General features: G+C 41.6%; 22 protein-coding genes. 17 read left to right on the forward strand and 5 right to left on the reverse strand.

Going from position 1 to position 22157, the window contains the following annotated elements; translation table 11 throughout:
* The first annotated feature begins 1 nt into the window (after position 1).
* The 9 genes from ACIQXR_RS07130 to ACIQXR_RS07170 all read left to right on the forward strand — a co-directional run bounded on the left by ACIQXR_RS07130 (position 2) and on the right by ACIQXR_RS07170 (position 8037).
* Positions 2-1078, forward strand: coding sequence for a YkvI family membrane protein (locus tag ACIQXR_RS07130; protein WP_402867547.1), 1077 nt, complete (start codon positions 2-4; stop codon positions 1076-1078).
* Positions 1079-1234: 156 nt separating this feature from the next.
* Positions 1235-2650: a SpoVR family protein gene (locus ACIQXR_RS07135; protein WP_402867548.1), complete on the forward strand. Its 1416-nt coding sequence runs from the start codon at positions 1235-1237 to the stop codon at positions 2648-2650.
* 168 nt (positions 2651-2818) lie between these two features.
* A complete protein-coding gene (locus ACIQXR_RS07140; protein WP_402867549.1) occupies positions 2819-3121 on the forward strand; it encodes an ArsR/SmtB family transcription factor in 303 nt (100 codons plus the stop codon).
* A gap of 27 nt (positions 3122-3148) precedes the next feature.
* Complete coding sequence (gene arsB / locus ACIQXR_RS07145) at positions 3149-4207, forward strand: ACR3 family arsenite efflux transporter (protein ID WP_402867550.1); 1059 nt, start codon at positions 3149-3151, stop codon at positions 4205-4207.
* Between the two features lie 31 nt (positions 4208-4238).
* Entirely contained in the window at positions 4239-4658 is a 420-nt protein-coding gene (arsC, locus tag ACIQXR_RS07150; protein ID WP_402867551.1) for an arsenate reductase (thioredoxin), read from the forward strand.
* Between the two features lie 87 nt (positions 4659-4745).
* Complete coding sequence (gene arsD, locus ACIQXR_RS07155) at positions 4746-5117, forward strand: arsenite efflux transporter metallochaperone ArsD (RefSeq protein WP_402867552.1); 372 nt, start codon at positions 4746-4748, stop codon at positions 5115-5117.
* Between the two features lies 1 nt (position 5118).
* A complete protein-coding gene (arsA, locus tag ACIQXR_RS07160) occupies positions 5119-6888 on the forward strand; it encodes an arsenical pump-driving ATPase (RefSeq protein ID WP_402867553.1) in 1770 nt (589 codons plus the stop codon).
* Positions 6889-6922: 34 nt separating this feature from the next.
* A complete protein-coding gene (locus tag ACIQXR_RS07165; RefSeq protein WP_402867554.1) occupies positions 6923-7207 on the forward strand; it encodes an iron-sulfur cluster biosynthesis family protein in 285 nt (94 codons plus the stop codon).
* Positions 7208-7233: 26 nt separating this feature from the next.
* Entirely contained in the window at positions 7234-8037 is an 804-nt protein-coding gene (locus ACIQXR_RS07170; RefSeq protein WP_402867555.1) for an arsenite methyltransferase, read from the forward strand.
* A gap of 403 nt (positions 8038-8440) precedes the next feature.
* On the opposite strand, the gene ACIQXR_RS07175 is transcribed toward ACIQXR_RS07170, so the two are convergent.
* From ACIQXR_RS07175 to ACIQXR_RS07190, 4 genes are all read right to left on the reverse strand, one after another.
* Positions 8441-9481 carry an AbrB family transcriptional regulator gene (locus ACIQXR_RS07175; protein WP_402867556.1) on the reverse strand — a complete coding sequence of 347 codons (1041 nt, stop codon included), beginning with the start codon at positions 9479-9481 and terminating at the stop codon, positions 8441-8443.
* Positions 9482-9571: 90 nt separating this feature from the next.
* Positions 9572-10552, reverse strand: a complete 981-nt coding sequence (locus ACIQXR_RS07180; RefSeq protein ID WP_402867557.1) for a VOC family protein — start codon at positions 10550-10552, stop codon at positions 9572-9574.
* 90 nt (positions 10553-10642) lie between these two features.
* Positions 10643-11812, reverse strand: a complete 1170-nt coding sequence (locus tag ACIQXR_RS07185; protein ID WP_402867558.1) for an acyl-CoA dehydrogenase family protein — start codon at positions 11810-11812, stop codon at positions 10643-10645.
* Between the two features lie 24 nt (positions 11813-11836).
* Positions 11837-12733: an alpha/beta fold hydrolase gene (locus tag ACIQXR_RS07190; protein WP_402867559.1), complete on the reverse strand. Its 897-nt coding sequence runs from the start codon at positions 12731-12733 to the stop codon at positions 11837-11839.
* Positions 12734-12910: 177 nt separating this feature from the next.
* Between ACIQXR_RS07190 and ACIQXR_RS07195 the strand changes: the two genes are divergently transcribed.
* Complete coding sequence (locus ACIQXR_RS07195) at positions 12911-14716, forward strand: V4R domain-containing protein (protein WP_402867560.1); 1806 nt, start codon at positions 12911-12913, stop codon at positions 14714-14716.
* 142 nt (positions 14717-14858) lie between these two features.
* On the opposite strand, the gene ACIQXR_RS07200 is transcribed toward ACIQXR_RS07195, so the two are convergent.
* Entirely contained in the window at positions 14859-16154 is a 1296-nt protein-coding gene (locus ACIQXR_RS07200) for an MFS transporter (RefSeq protein ID WP_402867561.1), read from the reverse strand.
* A gap of 533 nt (positions 16155-16687) precedes the next feature.
* Here ACIQXR_RS07200 and ACIQXR_RS07205 point away from each other — a divergent pair.
* The 7 genes from ACIQXR_RS07205 to ACIQXR_RS07235 all read left to right on the forward strand — a co-directional run bounded on the left by ACIQXR_RS07205 (position 16688) and on the right by ACIQXR_RS07235 (position 22055).
* Positions 16688-17161: a flavin reductase family protein gene (locus ACIQXR_RS07205; RefSeq protein ID WP_402867562.1), complete on the forward strand. Its 474-nt coding sequence runs from the start codon at positions 16688-16690 to the stop codon at positions 17159-17161.
* Positions 17162-17175: 14 nt separating this feature from the next.
* Positions 17176-17970: a 2-keto-4-pentenoate hydratase gene (locus ACIQXR_RS07210; protein WP_403079776.1), complete on the forward strand. Its 795-nt coding sequence runs from the start codon at positions 17176-17178 to the stop codon at positions 17968-17970.
* Positions 17967-18857 carry an acetaldehyde dehydrogenase (acetylating) gene (locus tag ACIQXR_RS07215; protein WP_402867564.1) on the forward strand — a complete coding sequence of 297 codons (891 nt, stop codon included), beginning with the start codon at positions 17967-17969 and terminating at the stop codon, positions 18855-18857. Before ACIQXR_RS07210 ends, ACIQXR_RS07215 begins: the two co-directional genes overlap by 4 nt.
* A complete protein-coding gene (gene dmpG, locus ACIQXR_RS07220) occupies positions 18854-19846 on the forward strand; it encodes a 4-hydroxy-2-oxovalerate aldolase (protein ID WP_402867565.1) in 993 nt (330 codons plus the stop codon). Before ACIQXR_RS07215 ends, dmpG begins: the two co-directional genes overlap by 4 nt.
* Before the next feature lie 20 nt (positions 19847-19866).
* On the forward strand, positions 19867-20664 hold the full coding sequence (locus tag ACIQXR_RS07225) for an adenylyltransferase/cytidyltransferase family protein (protein WP_402867566.1): 798 nt from the start codon (positions 19867-19869) through the stop codon (positions 20662-20664).
* Positions 20665-21129: 465 nt separating this feature from the next.
* Positions 21130-21732, forward strand: coding sequence for a YdhK family protein (locus tag ACIQXR_RS07230; RefSeq protein ID WP_402867567.1), 603 nt, complete (start codon positions 21130-21132; stop codon positions 21730-21732).
* A gap of 200 nt (positions 21733-21932) precedes the next feature.
* A complete protein-coding gene (locus ACIQXR_RS07235) occupies positions 21933-22055 on the forward strand; it encodes a hypothetical protein (RefSeq protein ID WP_402867568.1) in 123 nt (40 codons plus the stop codon).
* The last annotated feature ends 102 nt before the right edge of the window (positions 22056-22157 follow it).

The raw sequence follows: 22157 nt of genomic DNA on the forward strand, positions 1-22157 counted from the left end.
CATGAAGAACAGTATCAATCTAGCAGGTGCATATATCGGAATCATCATAGGGGCAGGTTTTGCTTCAGGACAAGAAGTATTGCAGTTTTTCACGAGCTTTGGAATCTACAGTGTATTGGGAATTGTCGTGGCGACTGCATTATTCGCTTTCCTTGGAATGCAAGTTACGGAGTTAGGGAGCTCGCTTCAAACACGCTCACATAAAAGCATAATCGATCACCTTTGTGGTCGTCATCTAGGCAGGGTTGTCGATGTGATCATTACCTTTTTCTTATTCGGCGTAACGGTGATCATGATTGCAGGTTCCGGATCCATTTTCGAAGAACAATTTGGCATTCCAAGTATCGTGGGTGCCGCGATCATGACGATCCTCACCATTGGAACGCTTTTGCTTAAAGTCGATAAAATCATGTCGATCATTAGTGCCGTAACGCCATTCTTATTCATCATCATGATTGTCATTGCGGGTTATTCATTCTTTACATCAAATCTTAGCTTCAGTGAAATCATTGCCTCATCCAGTAAAGAAACGGCCGCAACGGGAAATTGGCTAATGGGTTCATTGCTATATGTTTCTTATAATATGACGGCTGGAATCGCGATGCTGGCCGTAATGGGAGGTACAATGAAAAGCAAGAAAGAAGCAGGAATGGGAGGCATTTTAGGCGGGATAGGTTTAGGGGTTTTATTACTTCTAATCAATATGGGGATGATGTCCGACCTTAAATCGATTGAGGGAGTAAGCATGCCCACTCTTTATTTAGCAAATGAAATCTCGCCTTGGTTGGGAAATATTCTGTCCGTAGTGCTGTTAGGCATGATTTATAATACGTCAGTTGGTATGCTGTACGCATTTACTGCTAGACTTGTACCTTCCGAAACAAAGAATTTTAAAATCTCGGTCATCGTCGTAGGGATGTTAGCTTTCCTTGCCAGCTTTGTTGGCTTCATTAAATTGGTTGGTACGGTATATCCTCTTACAGGATATTTAGGTTTTGTCATCATTGCAGCTCTTATCATTTCGTGGGTTCGCTCAAAAACGAAAAAACGGGCATTACATGCAGAAATAGCCAAGTAATAGTAAGAAAGAGTGCCTGTTCTACTGATTCCTGACATCTTCCCTTTTGGAGGATGTCTTTTTTCTATGTACGATTGCCCTTTAAGAAGGAACAAAGCATTTTTCCGCCCTTTTTTCATACATTAGACTAAAGACAAAAGACTAGGGGGATATAAGATGAATGGATCGGAGCAGAAGGCTCTGGAATATGCCATCAGTGAAATCACAGAAATAGCCACTGGATTCGGATTGGATTTTTACCCGATGCGTTATGAAATTTGTCCATCGGAAATCATTTATACATTTGGTGCGTATGGAATGCCGACCCGCTTTTCACATTGGAGCTTCGGGAAACAATTTCATAAAATGAAGCTGCAATATGATTTCGGATTAAGCAAAATCTATGAATTGGTCATTAACTCTGACCCATGTTATGCGTTCTTGCTGGATTCCAATTCACTTGTGCAAAACAAATTGATTGTGGCGCATGTTTTGGCGCATTGTGATTTCTTCAAGAATAATGTCCGTTTCCGGAACACCAAGAGGGATATGGTAGAAAGCATGTCGGCCACGGCAGAAAGAATCCGGGAATACGAAGTGTTGCATGGCAAGCGGGAAGTGGAAACATTCCTTGATGCCCTTCTTGCCATCGAGGAACATATCGACCCATCACTGATGAGGCCGAAGCTTGCCTGGACGATGGAGGATGAGGAAGAGGAGGAGGAAATCAAGCCGGCAGCGACGGAGTATGATGATTTATGGAATCTCGAAGACAGAGATGTGAAGAAGCATCCGACCGCTAAAAGGCGTAAGAAGTTCCCGCCACGTCCTGAAAAAGATATCATGCTATTCATTGAACAATACAGCAGGGATTTAACCGATTGGCAAAGAGATATCATGACCATGATCCGAGAGGAAATGCTCTATTTCTGGCCGCAGCTCGAAACGAAAATCATGAACGAAGGCTGGGCATCGTACTGGCATCAGCGCATCATGCGTGAACTGGATTTGACCTCTGGCGAATCGATTGAATTTGCGAAACTGAATGCCGGAGTCGTGCAGCCATCACGAACGAGCATCAATCCTTATTATCTAGGGCTGAAGGTGTTTGAAGATATCGAAGAACGCTATGATAACCCGACAGAGGAAATGCTCAAGCTCGGCATCAAGCCAGGAACCGGCCGGGAAAAGATGTTTGAAGTCAGGGAAATCGAATCGGATATCTCCTTCATCCGCAACTATTTGACCAAAGATCTTGTCATGCGTGAGGATATGTACTTATTTCAGAAGCAAGGCAAAGACTACAAAATCGTTGATAAGGCATGGGAACAGGTGCGCGATCAGCTCGTCAGCATGCGGGTGAATGGCGGCTTTCCGTATATCACGGTCAATGACGGCGACTATATGCGAAATGGCGAGCTGTATTTGAAACATTGGTACGAGGACATTGAACTAGACCTGAAATACCTTGAAAAAGTCATGCCCTATATCCACCAGCTCTGGGGACGTCCCGTGCACATGGAATCGGTCATGGAGGGGAAAGAAGTCATGTTTTCCTACGACGGAAAAGGGATTCACCGCAAGTATTTATAAGGAATGGAGGCTGCCGGGAGATCGGCAGTTTTTTTTCATGAAGGCAATTCGAGAAGTACTCTGATAAAATCTCTCCAAGCCAAAACCCTTGCAACGGTCAAACCTATCGTGATAACATAAGCATTATATTATATAAGCATTTAATTATGTATAGTGGGAGGACACTAGATGAACCAAATCGAGGAGATGTCTCGTCTGTTAAAAGCCGTGAGTGACCCGAACCGGTTAAAGTTGCTGGCATGTCTGAAACAAGGTGAAGTTTGTGTATGTGATTTTGTGAATATCCTGCAGATTTCCCAGCCAGCAGTCAGTCAACAAGTGAAAAAATTAAAAGACGCAGGAATCATTTTAGAAAGAAAAAAGGGAACATGGAAACATTTCCGATTGAATGATGTTCAACAGCCCTATATTCAAGCCATCATCGATTCTTTAGAACCTGTCCAGGCTCCATGTTGTTCAACGGAATGCTAATTCTTCATCATGTTAGGGGAGAAAAGGATGGAAAATAAAAGTGTAACAAAGCGATTATCCTTCTTGGATCGCTATCTTACTCTATGGATATTTGTGGCGATGTTCGTCGGAGTCATGATTGCAGTATGGGTACCCGATTTCAAAAGTGTATTAGATACCTTTTCGGTAGGAACTACTTCTATACCAATCGCAATTGGGTTAATCGTCATGATGTATCCACCGCTTGCAAAAGTGAAGTACGAAGAAATGTGGCGCGTGTTCAAGGATTGGAAAGTGCTTCTGCTCTCCTTGTTTCAAAACTGGCTGTTAGGGCCGGTCTTGATGTTTTTCCTTGCGATTCTCTTTTTACGCGATTATCCAGAGTACATGGCCGGATTGATCATGATTGGCCTGGCCCGTTGCATTGCGATGGTCATTGTCTGGAATGATCTGGCGCGGGGAGATAGGGAGTATGTCGCGGGACTCGTGGCGTTCAACTCGATATTCCAAATCCTATTCTATTCCGTATTCTCCTACTTTTTCTTGAATGTGTTACCTGGCGTATTCGGCATGGAGAACCTATCTGTCGTGATATCGATGTGGGAAATCACGAAAAGCGTCATGATATATCTTGGCATTCCATTCTTAGCAGGGATGTTGACCCGATTAATTGGCTTGAAAGTTAAGGGGAATGAGTGGTATGAAAATAAGTTCCTACCCAAGATCTCCCCATTAACATTGTTTGCTTTATTGTTTACGATCGTCATGATGTTCTCTTTAAAAGGGGACACCATCATTGCCTTGCCGCTTGATGCAGTGCGGATTGCGATACCGCTTTTCATCTACTTCTTAATCATGTTTGTCGTAGCGTTTTTTGCATCAAGAAAGGCGGGAGCATCCTATCCGGTTACGGCTTCCCTTTCCTTTACGGCAGCAAGCAATAACTTTGAACTGGCGATTGCGGTGGCCGTTTCCGTATTCGGAATCAATAGCGGCGCGGCGTTTGCGGCGGTCATTGGACCACTCGTGGAAGTGCCGGTACTGATCGCTCTCGTCCATGTCGCTCTACGTTGGGAAAAGAAATATTTCCGGACAATTAAATTATAACTGCTTGTTTTCAATACAGGAGGAAACCTTCATGACACATAGAAAAACCATCTACTTCTTATGCACAGGCAATTCATGCCGCAGCCAAATGGCGGAAGGCTGGGCGAAAAAGTTCTTACCGGATTGGACTGTGAAAAGTGCAGGCCTGGAAGCTCACGGATTGAATCCCAATGCTGTTAAGGCGATGAGGGCAGTAAACATTGATATTTCCAATCATACATCGGATGTGATTGATAGGGAAACCTTGAATCATGCAGATTTAGTGGTTACATTGTGTGGGCATGCAGACGAGCATTGCCCAATCACGCCTCCACAAGTAAAGCGAGTCCACTGGGGTTTTGATGATCCAGCCAAAGCGGAAGGAACCGATGAGGAAAAGTGGTCCTTCTTCCAACGCGTGCGTGATGAAATTGGCGAACGGATCGAAGAATTCGCTGAAATGGGAGAATGAGCCCGCAAATAGCCAAGGCAAATTACTTGGCTATTGATTTATCCATAATAGAGGCATCTGCTTATTTATATAAAAGGAGTGACTTCAATGAAAGAAATACAGATTTTTGACCCTGCCATGTGTTGCCCTACAGGTGTATGCGGTCCTTCCATCGACCCTGAGCTATTAAGGATGTCTTTTGTGACAAGTAATCTGAAGAAAAAGGATTATCCGATCGAACGATATAATTTAACCAATGATACCGAACAGTTCATGCAACATGAACAAGTGAGTGCGTTATTGAACGAAAAGGGTCCGGATGTCTTACCGATTGTTTTCGTTGATGGAAACGTGGTACGAACAGGGAGCTATCCAAGTAATGAGGAGTTGGGAAGGTGGACGGGGTTCTCTGTTGAGGAACTGATCCAAAAGCCGAAAGTGCGATTGTCACTGAAGACGCAAAAAGATGGGGAGAGCTGACATGAAGTTATTCACTGATGAATTCTTCCCACAAACGCGATTTATATTTTTCACAGGCAAAGGTGGAGTGGGGAAAACATCCGTGGCAAGTTCGCTTTCCCTTTCTTTATCGAAGCAAGGACAAAAAGTTCTGTTGATCAGTACAGATCCCGCTTCGAACTTACAAGATGTATTCGGGCAACCGTTAACCAATCATCCCCAATTGATCAAGGGCACATCGAACCTGTATGCCCTGAACTTGGACCCTGTCCAAGCGGCAACCGAATACAAGGAACGGATGGTTGCCCCGTATAGAGGAAAGTTACCAGATGCGGTGCTTGCCACGATGGAAGAGCAAATGTCAGGGGCTTGCACCGTAGAAATTGCGGCATTCAACCAATTCTCGACCCTTTTGACGGATTCAACAATTACGGAGGAATATGACCGGATTGTATTTGATACCGCACCAACTGGTCATACGCTGAGGTTATTGCAACTACCAACTGCATGGTCCGGTTTTTTAGATGTAAATACAAACGGGGCATCTTGCCTGGGTCCGTTAGCGGGATTGGAAAGTCAGAAGCAGATGTATCAGAAGGCCGTCAAGGTGTTGGCGGACAAAGGGCAGACTACACTAGTCCTTGTGAGCCGACCTGAAGAGGGACCATTGAGGGAAGCGGCACGTGCGTCGGATGAGTTGAAGGAAATCGGGATTGCCAATCAACTCTTGATCGTGAACGGTGTCTTCGAACAGACGGATCGAGGTGATCGTTATGCAAATGCCTTGCATGACCGACAACAGCGGGCATTGGAAGACATTCCGAATCCATTGAAAAAACATCCGACTTTTTATTTGCCTCTTGTTTCATTTGCCATCACAGGAATCAATCACATGGAGAAATGGTTCACTCAAACATATGGGGAGTCTGAAAACTTATTAGATGAAATAGAAACGATCTCTCATCACTCTATTAAAGATTTGGTGGATTATTATGAATCAAACTCCCATCGGGTCATCCTTACGATGGGAAAAGGCGGGGTAGGAAAAACGACAGTAGCGTCACTTGTCGCCTTGGGACTCGCCGAAAAAGGGAAAAAGGTCCACTTAACGACCACGGATCCAGCCGCTCACATTGCTTGGACTTTTGATGATAACACCTTATATGACAATCTAACGATAAGCAGCATCGATCCGAAGAAAGTCGTGGAAGAGTATAAAGATGAAGTGCTTTCCAAAGCAAGTGAAACGATGGATGAAGAAGGCTTGGCCTTCATAAAAGAAGACTTGGAATCTCCTTGTACCGAGGAAATCGCCGTTTTCCGGGCACTCGCCAATGTTGTGGCGCAGTCCAAAGATAGCATGGTCGTAATTGATACGGCACCAACAGGTCATACCCTTCTATTATTGGATGCATCTGAAGCCTATCATAAAGAAATTTCCCGTTCTTCTGGTGATATACCAGAGCCGGTACGCGATTTGTTGCCAAAATTAAGAGACGGGTCCTATACGAGCATCATCATTACGACACTTCCTGAGATGACACCTGTTTTGGAAGCAAAACGATTGGCAGCAGATTTGAAACGGGCGAATATATCCATCCATTGGTGGCTCATCAACCAAAGTTTTTTCGTCACGGATACAATGGAACCGATGCTTACCAGGAAAGCAAAGGGAGAGAAGAAATGGATTGAGAAAGTGAAAGAGCTATCCGGCAACCAAACTGTCATTCTCCCTTGGAGCCGGGAAGAGCCAAAGGGAATCAAGCAATTGCATCAAATTCTGGACATGTAAAAATGACATGCGAAACCTATTGGAGGAATAGAACATGAAAATGACCAATCAAGCAAAAGAGTATTTACAAGAAGCGATGAAGGCAAATGACGTATCCACTCTACGATTTTATGGAATTGCAGGGTGTTGCGGAATGAACCTTGGCGTTGCCTTACAAGAAGCAGAAACAAATGATATGGTGGTAGAAGTGAATGGGGTGAACATTGCCATTCAATCTGAGATGAAGGAACAGTTATCAGATGTAACCATAGATGTAGAAGAGGAAAATGGTGAAATGGGCATAGTGCTTACAGGATATAATGAAAACTCTTGCTGCTAAATATGAATAGGAAGGATATGGAGAGAATGAGTGAAATGAAAAAAGATGAAATTCGTGAAAGCGTACGAAGCAATTATAAAAAAATCGCCCTTAAAGTCGTGAACTCTGACAGCTGTTGTGCGCCAAGCTGCTGTACACCCGAAGAAAACCAAAATATTTCCGTCGAAGAGATTTCTAAAAAGATGGGATATACCACAGCAGAGCTTCAAAATATCCCGAATGGCGCAAACATGGGATTAGGCTGTGGAAACCCTCAGGCGATCGCGGACTTAAAAGAGGGGGAGACCGTCCTTGACCTTGGGAGCGGGGGAGGGTTCGATGCTTTCTTGGCTTCTCCTAAAGTGGGGGAAAAAGGAAAAGTCATAGGCGTTGACATGACACCTGAAATGATTAGCAAAGCTCGGAGCAATGCCGAAAAAAATCAATTCGTAAATGTCGAATTTCGTTTAGGGGAAATCGAACATCTGCCTATTGCCGATCAATTCGTTGATGTAATCATGTCGAATTGCGTCATCAACCTATCCCCGGATAAAAGAAGAGTCTTTCAGGAAGCGTATCGTGTTCTGAAAAAGGGCGGGAGATTAGCGATTTCCGATATCGTGTTGACTACGAATCTGCCTGAAGCATTGCAAACGGATATGAACCTCTACTCCGGATGCATCGCCGGGGCATCTTCAATTGAAGAATTGTCCGAGACGATGAAACAAGCTGGATTTAAGAACATCTCCATTATCCCTAAAGATGAATCCAAAGAATTCATCAAGGAATGGGCACCGGAACATAAGGTAGAAGAATATATTGTCTCAGCAATTATCCAGGCGGAGAAGTAGAGTGGCTGAATACTAGAAGTTAGTTATATGTAAGCAGTTAAGAAGAACATGACCAACTGCATATAGTCTATTATTGTCGAGGAAGGAACTGATATGCAGTTCCTTGGGCATGAGTTCGGTATTGTACCGGGCTCATGCCTTTTATTTTTCCCGGTTCGTTCAAGAAATGGTATTCTATCTATTTGAATCTCTAATATCCGTAACCTCATCGCATTTGTAGCAATCTAGCCCACAGACTTCAATGAAGATACTTGGTTTTTTTGAACGTGTTTCTACTATTATATGGTAATTGATTTCACCCATTCATCAGATTCGAAAAACGCCCCACTGAATGAATTTCAATCATCGGAGCGTCTTATCCATAGGTATATAGATTTTAACATGAACCATGATCGGTACTTTACTACATGGCTCTTTTGATGCTAGGCAATTTCTTTTTTCCTTGCCAACGATAATACATTTTCATCAAAGGCATAATTAAAATAAAAATGAACAGGAGCCTGAACGTTTGGAACATTGAAACAAGCGAGACATCTGCATGCACTGCATTCGCTAATAACACCATTTGATCTAAGCCCCCTGGGGCGGTGCTTAGGAAACTTGTAGCGAAGGTTGTATCCAATGCAAAGGACATGAAGAAGCTTGATCCTAATGTTAGCGCAATCAGTGCGAAGGCACTGAAAATGCCCCCTACAAGTATGCGTACCGGCAGTTTGATCATATGCGGCTTGAGCATGAGTCCGATATGGGCACCGATTAGTAACTGAGCAACATCCATGATTATACCAGGTATTTGAGGCATTGCCAGTGGTGTTGTGAGTTGCAATGTAATGAATAAAAGAATGGGTGTAATGAAAAATGCGACCGGCAAATGGATGCGTTTCATTAAATGAGAGCAACCCCAAGCAAGTGCAATTAGTAGTACTAAACTGATTGTTAGCTTAGCGTCAGTTGGTGGCTTGCTCATTACTTGGCCAGCGACGATAAATGGTACGAAAACAACGACCAGTAAAAGTCGAATTACTTGAAAATAAGAAATAACGCCGATTTCTTTAACTTTTTCTTCCTCGGCAAAGACGACAATTTGTCCTAAACCGCCTGGGATGGCGCCTAATATGGCAGCTTTCACCGGGATTTTTGTCCATTTGCTCGTTAAGTAGGCGATGCCGATTGAACCGCCGATCAAAATGACGTTTAGGGTTATCATGTAAAGTAAAATGGAGCTCATCATGCCGAATAAATCGGTGTTGAATTGTACACCAATCGCGGTCCCGACCATGACGACACCTAAATCACGCATTTGGCTGGACCATCTAAGCGGTCCTTTATAAACAAATTGAGCTAACATGACGACAACAATTGGGCCAAGCATCCAGGGAATAGGGATGTGCAGCAAGCTAAAAATATAACCGCCAATGAAAGATAAGATTAACACTTTTAACATTGCCTTCAATAGAGACACCCCTTCCTATATAATATTCATCGCATAAGAACCACCAGCATCCTTCATCATGAATGGCTGGTGGTCAATTTATTATGAATTCGCTAATTCCTTAACTTGTGCTTCACGATCTACGTCATCGCGGCGACGGTCGCCCCAGTAGGCAGATCCGTTTTTCAAGTATTCTTCATACGTCCATTTCACTGGCTCCCAGTCTGGCTCGAAGATTAAATAGCTGTTTGTAAAGATCTCAAGACGTAAGCCACTTCCTGGATCTTTTACGTAAATGTACATGGCTTGAGAAATACCGTGTTTACCAGGGCCTACGAATTGTACATCAGCTTCGCATAAAATATCAGCAGCACGTAGTAAGTCTTGGGAGTTGTCTAACCAATAAGCGATATGATGCATTTCGTTTGGTTCTTTTGAACGGGATGTAGACATGATTGCCACGTCATGAACTAAGTTTGTTACGGATAACCAGCTTGCGACTTGTACATCGTCTGGATTTACGAAATATTCACGTAGCTTGAAGCCTAATGCTTGTTGTAAGTAATTTACGATCACAGCGTTATCTTGTGAAGTTTGTAAGTTAACATGGTCGATGCGACGTGGTGATACACCTTTGGCCCAAGATTTATACGTTTGGTTTTTAAGCACTGATTTACGAGATTCATCAGCAGGTGTTTTTTCCATATCGTAATACAGTTCAAAGCGGTGACCACTTGGTAATTCGAAGCGGACTGCTTCCCCTTGGGCTACTTCTTCGCCTGCTTCTATCCAACGTACTTCTGTACCAGCATCTTCTAATAATTTAGCGAAAGTTGCTACGTCCTCACGACGTTTTGTACGCCAGCCAATGTGATCGATGTAAGAAGTTTCACCAGCTGTAATGGATAATGTATGGTGTTCGAAATCGCCCCAAGCGCGCAAGTAATGTACACCATCTATCACTTCGGTTTCTTCTAACCCGATTGTGTCGCGGAAGAACCATAAAGATTTTTCAAGATCTGCTGATACTAAAGCTACGTGTCCTAATTTTGCAATTTCCGGTGCGTAAAGAAATTTTTCCATTTATATTCACCTCATAGTCATGTTTTTTTAATAAGAGGACAAGGAAAATATGATTTCAATCTTTATCCATCATACTTTCCGATGCTGAAATTACCCTTGAATGTTTGTTTGAACGCCGAATAAATTTCTACCGTATCCTAATATGCCGTCTTCATATAAAGAAGTAATGTGTGTGGCGATTGCCATCAGGTCACGAGTGTGCATTTCTACCGGATGACCTTTTAATAATGCGTGCCCACCTAAAGTCAGTAGGGCCTTAACACCGATTTGTGTACACTTATCGATGATTTTTGCACGAATCGCTTTATATTTTGCTCCTTCGTATGGACCACCTTTATCTTCTTCCATCATCCGGATGTATTCGTTCAATAAGCTTTTTGCAGAAATCATTTCTAGCTTTAACTCCGAAAGCACGCGTTGGCTTGTGGGAGAATCCTTTTCGTTTATGCCAGAGAAGCGGACGCGGCCGGCTGTATGCTTTTCGAACTCGTCAACTACACGTTCTGCACCACCAACAGCCATTGCGGCGAACCCTACATAGAAGCCAGGATAGAATGGTGTATTGTAATATAAATAGTCTTGATCGAAATCTTCATATGGCGGTTGGCTCTTTTCGATTATTTTGCTGAAGCGTAAAATGGCATCAGGCTTAACGAAAACATTATCAATGATCAATGTATTACTGCCTGATCCACGAAGACCAAGGGAATCCCAAGTTTTTACCACTTCCAAGTCAGAAACCTTCAATAAAATGCCGACACGTTCGGGCTTGTCATTGTCTTCGAATTTCATCATGGCGCCAACGCCAACCCAATCACAGTAATTGATACCGCTTACAAAATTGTACTTTCCGGAAACGACATAGCCATCTTCAACTGGTTCCACTTTACCGATGGGAGCAAATACGTCAGCTACAAAGCCACCTTGGTTAATGACTTCATCACGAATGTGCTTAGGATAGTAGCAAACCCAAGAGTTATGCACGGAGAAGAAGTAGGTTAACCATGAAGCTGATAAGTTATGGTAACCAACTGTGCTTACCATATCAACGAATGTATGCCAATCGAGTTGTGGATAACCAAACTCTTTCGGTAAAATCAAACGGTGAATGCCTTCCTCACGAATAATTTCCGCGATGCGTGGGGACACGGTCGAATTTCGATCAGCTTCGATTGCTTCTAACTCTGCGGCTTCACCGATGCGCTTTGCCTTTTGCATAATTTCTTCATACAGCCCTTTACTTTCAACTACTGTTACCATTTGATCATTCCTTTCAAAAATAGTTTATTGTGCTGTAACGGCTTGATCTTTTTCCACTGCCAAAAAGTCAATGACAAGTTTGTTCACGATTTCCGGTTGGTCCGTTTGAGCTTGATGACCGCAGTTTTCTATATATTCAAATGATATGTTCGGTAATAGTTTCTCGAGTTTATAACCTGTCTCCACTGGTGCAACGGCGTCTTGCTTACCCCAAATGAATAGGCCTGGAATTTTCAATTTTGGTAAGGTATCTTTCATGCAGTAACGATCCCAAAGCTTAGGCTCTTCGTTCATTCTCGCTAAGTAGGCATCGAACGCCTGATTGGATTCTTTAACGCCTGGGCGGGTTGCCGCTTGATGACGTAGTTGAATCAGTTCTTCAGGAATGACCGTGTCTTCGCTTGAATTACGGTACATGAATTTACGTAAGGATTCTTCTGTATAGTCATAACCAATCACTTCTAAGAATGACCGCAGCTTTCTCTCAGGTACTTCATGCATCGCTTGATAGATGGTATTACTACCGATGTAAACAATTTTATTTACTTTTTCTGGGTGGTCTATGGCATATTTAGCTGCAACGTAAGCACCTTGTGAATTGCCGACAAGTGATACTTCGTCGAGGCATAATGCTTCAATGAAATCATGTACATGATCCACTAGGCTTTGATGACCATTTACAGGCCATGCGTGAGGGCGGGCGTCGGTAAAGCCCATTGAAAGTTGGTCTACTGCATATGCTCGGAAGCCAGCTTTAGCTAATGCAGGTAACATAAAACGCCAACCTGCTGCGCCGCATGCTCCAGGTCCTGCACCGTGCAGTAAAATTACAGCTGGTCCTTCTGTTCCAGCCCAGGAATAATGTGTACGTACACCGTTTGCCAATATGTAACTATTATGAAACCCTTCAAGAATTGTCATCGCTTTGCCTCCTCATACTGATGTGCTTTTATTTTCTGTTTTGAGTATACCTGTTAATAATTTCAAACGTTATACTGATTTTTATTGAAAGAATAGTGTTAATCTTTAAAATTTATTGAAAAATCAATTTCGCTTTTGTAATATGAGGAATAGATAGTCAAAGGGGATGTGATTTTAATGAGCGAAATTGCATTTGATTCCAGCGAAACGAAAAATATTTTAATGTCGGCAAATGCCTTCCATACATTAAAGAACAGCTTGTTTAACAACATTGGTTCTCATAAAACAAAAGGCTTTTTATTTCGATTTGGGAAAGAGTTCGGGATGGAATCAGCAAGAAAGATGCTTCAAAATAAAGACTCGATAGATCCAGTCGGTAAGAGACATTCACGCTTAGGTCACGTGAAGGATGTAATTTTCATGGGGGAAATTGTGCGACATCCAGATGGCACGGTTGAATGCATCGATACGTGGGGACAATGGGTAGAATCATTCGAAGCCGCGTTACACCTAAAAAATTATGGTGTAGCAAACGAATGTGTTTGTCATATGTTATGTGGGTTTGCAAGTGGTGCATTGACCTATGAGTATGGTGAATCCATTATTGCCGTTGAGTACAAGTGCGTCGCAAAAGGTGATCCGTGCTGTGAGTTTAAAGTGCGCTTGGAGAGCGATTGGCTCGAAGATGAGGAAGAGCTTATCCACCTTTATCAAAACGACAACATTTTATCTGAACTTGAAATGACTTATGATGCACTTTTACACCATAAGCAAGTGCTCGAGAAAATTTCATTGTTTAATAGTCAGCTCACACAAAAAGTAACAGATAAACATTCGATGGATGAAATTGTTCAGGTTGCGTCCGAGCTGTTGAACATCTCGATTTTGATTGAGGATATCCATGGCAATGCGTTAAGCCATTTTGGTTTAACGGAAGAACAGCAACTAGCAATAAAAAAAGATAAGGTGAAATTATCGCATTTCGACGATACGCATAACGTTTCGCATTACAAAGGCGAAACATTCAGGAAGTTGACGGCACCTGTTCTTATTAACAAAAGGAATTATGCCACTTGTTCATTTTTCTACTTTGATGAAAAGGATATGGATGAAAACGACCACTTATTTTTAGAGCGGATTTCTACGGTCGTGGCCTTATGTATTTTATATGAGGAGGCGCAGTTTGAAGAGCAACAAAGGATGCGTAGCTCACTATTGGAGCGCTTAATTCATAATCGGAAAATTAAAGATATCGAATCTTACTATAAATTTTTACCATTTAAATTTCAGCCGCCGTTCTCTACAGGTATTATCAGTGTCAAAAAGAAAAAGAAAAATAAAGAAATCATCGACATTCATGACCAGTTGACACAGCTGTCCAAGTTGGCAAAAGAGTGGGATTTGCCTTGTATTTTTGCAGTGCTTGGTGAGGAAATTGCGCTCCTCAATTCGCTAAATAGTGATAAGCAAGGCTGGAATAAGAAAATCACGAAAATTTTTCAAAAGATGGAGAAGCAAAATGCCAATTATAAATATTCAATCGGGCTTAGCGGAACATTTAGTAACTTCAAAGATTTCGAGCGTTCGCTACAAGAGGCTCGTGTTGCACAGCGCTTTCCCAACGATAAGCTGCTAACGGATTACGAAGATTTAGGAATGCTTGGGGATATCGTAAAGAACATGAGCATGGAGCATCTTCACGAAATGGCGAAGAAGACGTTAAAAGACTTATACAATTTTGATGATCCCCGTAAAAAGGAATTATTGCATACGCTTTACGTCTATTTATTAAATAGTCAGCGCTTGAAGGAAACGATGGACGAGTTGACGTTATCTATCGGCGGTATCCAATATCGTATCAAGCAAATCGAAGAGCAACTACAAATTTCACTGAAAGACGCATCGACTGCAGCGTATACCTTATTAGTCATTCAGGTACTGATCTTGTCGGATAGCTTAAGCTTCGAGGAATTTGCAAGATAAGAGCGGAGTCTATCAACCATTAGGCTCGAGATGGATGGAAGAGTTACGTAAACCGCTTTTATAAACAAAACAGACTGAAGACAAACTCATTCTTTGAGTTTGTCTTCAGTCTGTTTACATGTGATGAACCCATGGTTGAGTATTATCGCCCTGGGGCGATGTCAAGGTTTATCTGCTCTTCTTCTGTAGCACGACGAGCATCTTCTTTTTCAGTTGCGGTGATTTTCAATTTACGTGTGGCTACTAACACGATGGCCGTAACAACATATAAACTAACGATGACCAACACACCTAAGTTGAAGCCTGACCGCACGTTATCGCCTGCTTGTGTAATCAAGTACCCGGTAATCCATGGCCCGATTACTCCAGCCATACTTGAAATGGATAATGAGACACCCGTTACGCTACCTACTAGATTTTTCGGAATGATCAATGTTTTAATCGCTGTATTTAACGGTAATAAGCAAGTGTTTATGATTAAGCCCATCCCTAGGAACAAACAGGCTAGAACCGGTGAAGCGACAATCGTGGTCATCGCATAAGAAGCAGCGCCGACCAGCAATACTGTAATTAATACACGATCATAAGATTTGATAAGGCTTTTATTTTTCTTGAATAAGTAGTCTGTGAATTTACCTATACAAATTGCGAACACTGTTCCTGAAATGCCCATTGCAGCGAAGATTAAGCCCATACGCTGTGGCTCAAGACCCACGATTTGTGTTAGGTAAGTTGGTGCCCATGTAAGGACCCAAGTTGTAATCCACATGGATACGAAACCTACAACTAAAATCGATAATACATAAGGGTTGATGAATACTTTAAAGATATGTTTGAACGGTACTTCTTTGTTGGACGCTAAACTTTTTACGTCTTCGATGAGGGGTTGCTTTGGCTCGTCTCTCATGAAGAAGAAGAGGATCGCCCATGCAAAGCTTGCTATCCCTAATAATGCGAAAGTGTGCTGCCAACCAAAATTCGTGATGCCTTTAACTAAAAGTGGTGCAGCCAAGTACGTTCCAACTGTTGTACCAGAAGTCATGATAGCTGCAGCGACACCACGTTGTGAGCTAGTGAACCATCGTGCTAAGTGCACGATGCACAGACCGAGCGTACCACCTTCGAAGAAACCTAAGACAACACGCAGTAAAATTAAGTGTGTTAAGGTTTCTACAAAATAAGCGCTTGCTAATGAAATGGTCCATCCAGTAGCAATCATCATTAATAAGTATTTTGTGTTGAAGCGATACGTTAAGGTACCTAAAACGATACTTCCGACAGCGTAAGCAGCGAAGAAACTACTTCCTACTAAACCGAACTGATCATAAGATAGATTCAGTTCAGTCATGATTGGTTCTGCGGCTAATCCTAAAACCGATTTATCCGTATAATTTAAAACAGATAGTAAGAATAGAAAAGCTAATACAACCCAACGCATGAAAATCCCCCTTGTATTACCGTATTTTCCCCATCCACAATTGTTTTTCAAAAAAGTATTGGTGGTCTGATACTTCTGTCTTTTTCTGAAAAGTAGTGATAGCGCTTTCAATTCGGTATTGGAATCATCAAACACCTCCATTATTGTAAGTAAAGGCACACATTTCACCATTATTTTCACTTTTCTCTACAAGAATAATAGTGAATGGTGGGAAAATTCGGAAATTTTTCTTCCATGAACAGAATTCTATTTGAAAAAAAAGAGATTTACAAGCAAAAAAATAAGGATACTAATTTGTGTTTTGAAAGAGAACAAAAATGAAAAAGAAAAATTTCCGATTTACAATGTGGAATTTATAATGGAAGGATATATGATACAGCTGATTTTTTGTAAAAATAATTCACAAAGAATTCAAATTTATTTTCATGTGCAATTTTATTGTTTTTATCTGAATTTTCAATAAAAAATACAATGATAATTTTAAATGGACTGATTTATGATTGAATTATTCAGTTACGAATGGAGGAATTAGGATGGATGATCGTTTATTTAGAGATGCAATGGGAAAGTTTGCGACAGGTGTAACCGTTCTTTTAACAGAAAACGAAGGTGAAACACATGGAATGACGGCAAATGGTTTCGTGTCAATATCATTGGATCCTAAGCTTGTCTTAATTTCCGTTGGACATAAAGCAAAATTCTTAGAGAAAGTTTCACAATCCAAAAAATACACAGTTAATATTTTAGCCGAAGACCAAGAGCATTATTCACGTCATTTCGCTGGGAGACCTGGTGATGCAGTAGAATTCGAAGCATTGGCTGAACAACCTGTATTAAGAGGGGCCATCGCCCAAATTGCATGTGAAGTCGTATCGGAACATGTAGAAGGTGACCATACATTATTCATTGGTAAAGTAATCGACTTACATCTTGAAGATAAAAATCCGTTATTGTTCTTCAGTGGTAAATATCATCAGTTGAATGCGGTAGAAACAGTCAATTCATAAAAGGAGAATGGTCTATGAATACACAAATAATGGCGGAAGTATTGCTTGAAGCGGAACGTACGAAACAGCCCATTGCACCATTAACTGAAACTTATGAAAAGATTACCCCTGCTGATGCCTATGCCGTGCAATTGGCGCAAATTCATCAAAAGACGGACAACGGGGCGTCTGTAAAAGGGCTGAAAATTGGGTTGACGAGTAAAGCGATGCAAGAAATGTTGAATGTCTATACACCGGATTACGGCTTCATTTTAGATACGATGGTTTACGACGAGGCTGATGGTTTAAGGACTGAGTCCTTCATTCAACCAAAGGTGGAATTTGAAATCGCATTTGTTTTCAATAAAGAGTTAAAAGGACCTGACGTGACGGTGCAGGATGTAATCGATGCCACGGCATATGTTGTGCCAGCAGTGGAAGTGATCGATAGCCGGATTGTGAATTGGGAAATAAAGTTCGAGGATACAGTGGCGGACAATGGCTCTTCGGCAGGTGCCATTTTAGGAGAAAAGCGGACCCTGCTTGAAGAGATTGAAGACATCACGAATATACCAATGACCGTGCATAAAAATGGTGAATTCTTAGATGAAGCAACGAGCGCGGCCGTGTTAGGCAACCCGCTCCAAGCGGTGGTCTGGTTAGCAAATGAAGTGAGTACATATGGGATCTCCATCGAGCCTGGCATGTTTGTTTTATCAGGAGCCCTATCAAAAGCCGTGACCTTTGAAACAGGCGATAAATTCGAAGTGGACTTCGGTCAGCTCGGAAAAGTAAGCGTTAACATTTCTAAGGAAGTGGTGAAAAAATGACGAAGCTTAAAGTGGGAATCATCGGGTCAGGAAATATAGGAACCGACTTAATGTACAAAATCGAGCGCAGCCCCGTATTGGAAATGAGTGTGATGGTAGGCATCGACCCGAATTCCGATGGTTTAAAACGTGCAAAGAAGCGCGGATATGAAATAATTTCAAATGGGATTGACGGACTCATGGAACGTGTTGATTTAGTGGATATCGTTTATGACGCGACAAGTGCGTATGCACATAAGCATAATAGCGATCGATTAACGGCTGCCAATAAAAAAGTAATTGATTTAACACCAGCTGCAATCGGACCATTTACAGTTCCACCAGTAAATTTAAAAGAGCATATCGATAAACCGAATGTGAATATGGTTACGTGTGGCGGTCAGGCGACAATTCCCATCATTCATGCCATAAATCGGATTGTGTCCGTAGAGTATGCTGAAATTGTCGCAACCATTTCAAGCCTTTCTGCCGGTCCTGGTACACGCGCAAATATCGATGAATTCACAAGTACAACTTCTAAAGCGATCGAAGTGGTAGGAGGTGCGAAAAAAGGGAAAGCCATTATCATTTTGAATCCTGCGGACCCACCAGTTATTATGCGTGATACCATCCATGCTTTGGTCGAAGAAGAAGGTCATGAAGAAGCGATCACCAAGTCGATTCACGACATGGTAGCGGAAGTGCAAGCTTACGTACCAGGTTATACATTAAAAGTGTCGCCGATTTTTGAAGGTAGGAAAGTATCCGTATTTGTCGAAGTGAATGGGGCAGCAGACTATCTACCGGCTTACGCTGGTAACTTGGATATTATGACGGCAGCTGCCGTGCAAGTCGGCAATGAAATGGCACGTCATTTACAAAGAGGGAAGGAGGAGGTCATCTCATGACATTAAATATTTTAGATGTATCGTTACGTGATGGAAGTCACTCCGTCCGCCATATGTTTACAGAGGAACAAGTACGTGCTGCAGCAAAAGGTTTAAATGCGGCGGGTGTTCGCTATTTTGAAGTATCACATGGAGATGGCTTGGGTGGTTCTTCCTTACAATATGGTTTGTCAGCAACCGATGAACTGAAACTGATTGAAGTGGCTGTATCAGAATGTACGACTTCAGAAGTCGCTGTATTATTGATTCCTGGAATCGGTACAAAACATGACTTGGAAAATGCAGCGAACTTAGGGGCGAAAATGGTTCGTGTAGCAACGCACGTAACAGAAGCCGATGTAGCAGCCCAACATATTGAATTAGCACGCAAACTCGACTTGAAAACAGCTGGATTCTTAATGATGAGCCATATGGCGCCTGTTGAAAAAATCGTGGAGCAGGCAAAATTATTTGAAAGTTACGGAGCAGAGATCGTATATGTAACAGATTCGGCTGGAGCCATGTTACCAAAAGATGTAACCGAGCGGATTACAGCGCTTAAACAAACTTTACAATGTGATATTGGTTTTCATGCCCATAACAATTTATCGATGGCCATGGCTAATACAGTTGCAGCGGTGGAGGCTGGAGCCACTTATATTGATGGAAGCATGCGTGCATTAGGTGCAGGGGCCGGTAATACACAAACAGAAGTAATGGTCGCTGTTTTAGAAAAACTAGGTTTTGAAACGGGCATCGATTTATATACATTAATGGACACGGCGAATGATGTAATTGCGCCCATCATGCAACAATCACAAGAAATAACTGGCGGTAGCTTAACCTTAGGGTATGCTGGCGTGTACTCAAGCTTCTTATTGCATGCACAAAAGGCTGCAAAACAATTTGGTGTCGACGAACGGGACCTTTTAATGAAAATCGGCCAAATGAAAGCGGTTGGTGGGCAAGAAGATTTAATTTATGAAGTGGCACAAAATCTAGCAAGATAAAGAAAAAGGAGAGAATCGCAATGAAGGTAATCTATGTGAATGCGAATAATTTACAAGAGATTAAGCAAACCGCTCCCCATGTAGCGATGGCCCTTGGTTATTTTGATGGTGTGCATTTAGGGCACCAAAAAGTTATTCGAACCGCTAAAGAAAAAGCAAAAGCACAAAACTTATCACTAGCGGTTCTCTCTTTTTTTCCGCATCCTAAAAGTGTGCTATTTTCGGATAAAGAAGTTTCCTATCTTGAGCCGCTAGAACAAAAGGTTGAGAAACTAGAAAGGCTTGAAGTGGATATTTTTTATATCGTGGAATTCACAAAGGAATTAGCTAAAGTAGAAGCGAACGATTTTTTAGATGATTATATTATTGGGTTGAATGCTAAGGAAATCATTTGCGGTTTCGATTACACATATGGGGCAAAAGCGAGTGGAACTGTTCATACCCTGGCAACTTATGCAGCAATCCAGCAAGTAGGCCTCTCAGTTGTCGAAGAGCTAAAGTGGAATGATCAAAAAATCAGTTCGACCTTGATTCGGAGGTATTTATCAGAACGAAAGCTTAGTGAATTACCGAGGCTATTGGGACGCTTTTATAAAACGAAATATTGTCAGAAAAATGGTCTACTACCTAATTATTCGTTACCGAATGTAGGTAGCTATAAAGTATTGATAGAAGATCAACATTCTATTATTGAGTGTGTTGCGACAGTGAAGTGCAAAAAATATATTCAGATTCATCATGAACTGTCGACTCTGCCGAATTTATTAACGATACAATGGGTTGATCAAGTTGATCGACTAGAAACAATACCTAGCTAGCTGAATACTCTTTGAATCATGTGGCAGAACCATTACTGAAATTGTTCTGCTTTTAGTTTTTTTGAATGCAGATCCCCTAAAAACACTTATTTCAAATCTCTCCTCATGGACGACTTTCTTCTATTATATATTAACTGCAAACGCTTCCGATTTTCCCATATGAACTTTCCCTTTCAAGAATTCAGCAGACTCTAACCATCTCGGAATAGGGGCTGGAAACTATTGAGATTGCTTAAACAAACGAATCAATTTTAGTCCGAACAATCGGGTTAAGGAATCAATATAAAGAGATAGTGTTGTTCATCATGTCATATAATCCATGTTTATGGTGATTCTAATGGGGTAAAAATATAAGAGAGACAGGATACTTACACATGTAGTAAGGGTGAGCAGAGTACATACATATATTTTAGGCTAGCATTCTGTTTCGACTTATTAAATAATCTATTAGGAGTGACTACAACTATGAAAAGCAAAAAATTAGCAATTGGTTTGGTTTCTTTGGCATCAGCTTTCGCATTATCCGCATGTAATGATGATAATGAGGAGAAAAGCACGGATCAAACACCGAAAACGGAACAAAGTACGGATACAGATACGACTAAAGAGGAAACGAATCATATGGACCATGCTAAAGATACTTCCAATGAGGCAGAGGTTCCTGATGGTTTGAAAGCTGCAGAGAATCCAAAGTATGAAGTGGGAAGTAAAGCAACGATTAAATCAGATCATATGGAAGGCATGGATGGAGCCGAAGCAACAATTGTCGGAGCCTATGATACGACAGCTTATTCCGTTACGTATACACCTACAACAGAGGATAAAAAAGTTGAAAATCATAAATGGGTGATCCATGAAGAAATCGAGGATGCTGGGGAAGTTCCGTTAGAACCAGGTACTGAAGTGACTCTTGATACCGATCATATGGAGGGTATGGAAGGCGCAAAAGGTGTCATTGAGGAAGCCGATACCACTACCGTTTATATGGTTGATTACAAACCTACCGATGGTGGGATTGAAGTGAAAAATCATCAATGGGTAACAGAAAGTGAACTATCATCTAAATAATGATGATGAGCTGTCAAAAGACCTTATCCCTTTATCGATAAGGTCTTTTTGGCATTGAGTTCATATAGTCATTCATGACCTCTAAAAAACATGTCCTGCTAATGGAGGACATGTTTTTTATTTTAGTTTGTACAAATTATTTTGCCTTAAGGAAACATTTTGTCGGAATTGCATAGATTATAAAAAAGGAGAGGATTCATATGAATTTTACGAACCGTACCCAAAAGAAAATCATTGGATATTCCACCTTGTTCAAGAAGTTGGGAATCATCAATGATAAGGAATATAAAAATATAATGAATACTGTTCAATCGAAGGATTAAGCTGTGGATACCTATAACCGCGGTTTTCAATAAAAGGTAAGACCCCATCTTTATTACTAAGTAAGGTGGGGGAGGCTGCGGTTACAAAAGAGATGCGATATG

Source organism: Peribacillus sp. NPDC097224 (assembly GCF_044761985.1).
GTDB lineage: Bacteria > Bacillota > Bacilli > Bacillales > DSM-1321 > Peribacillus.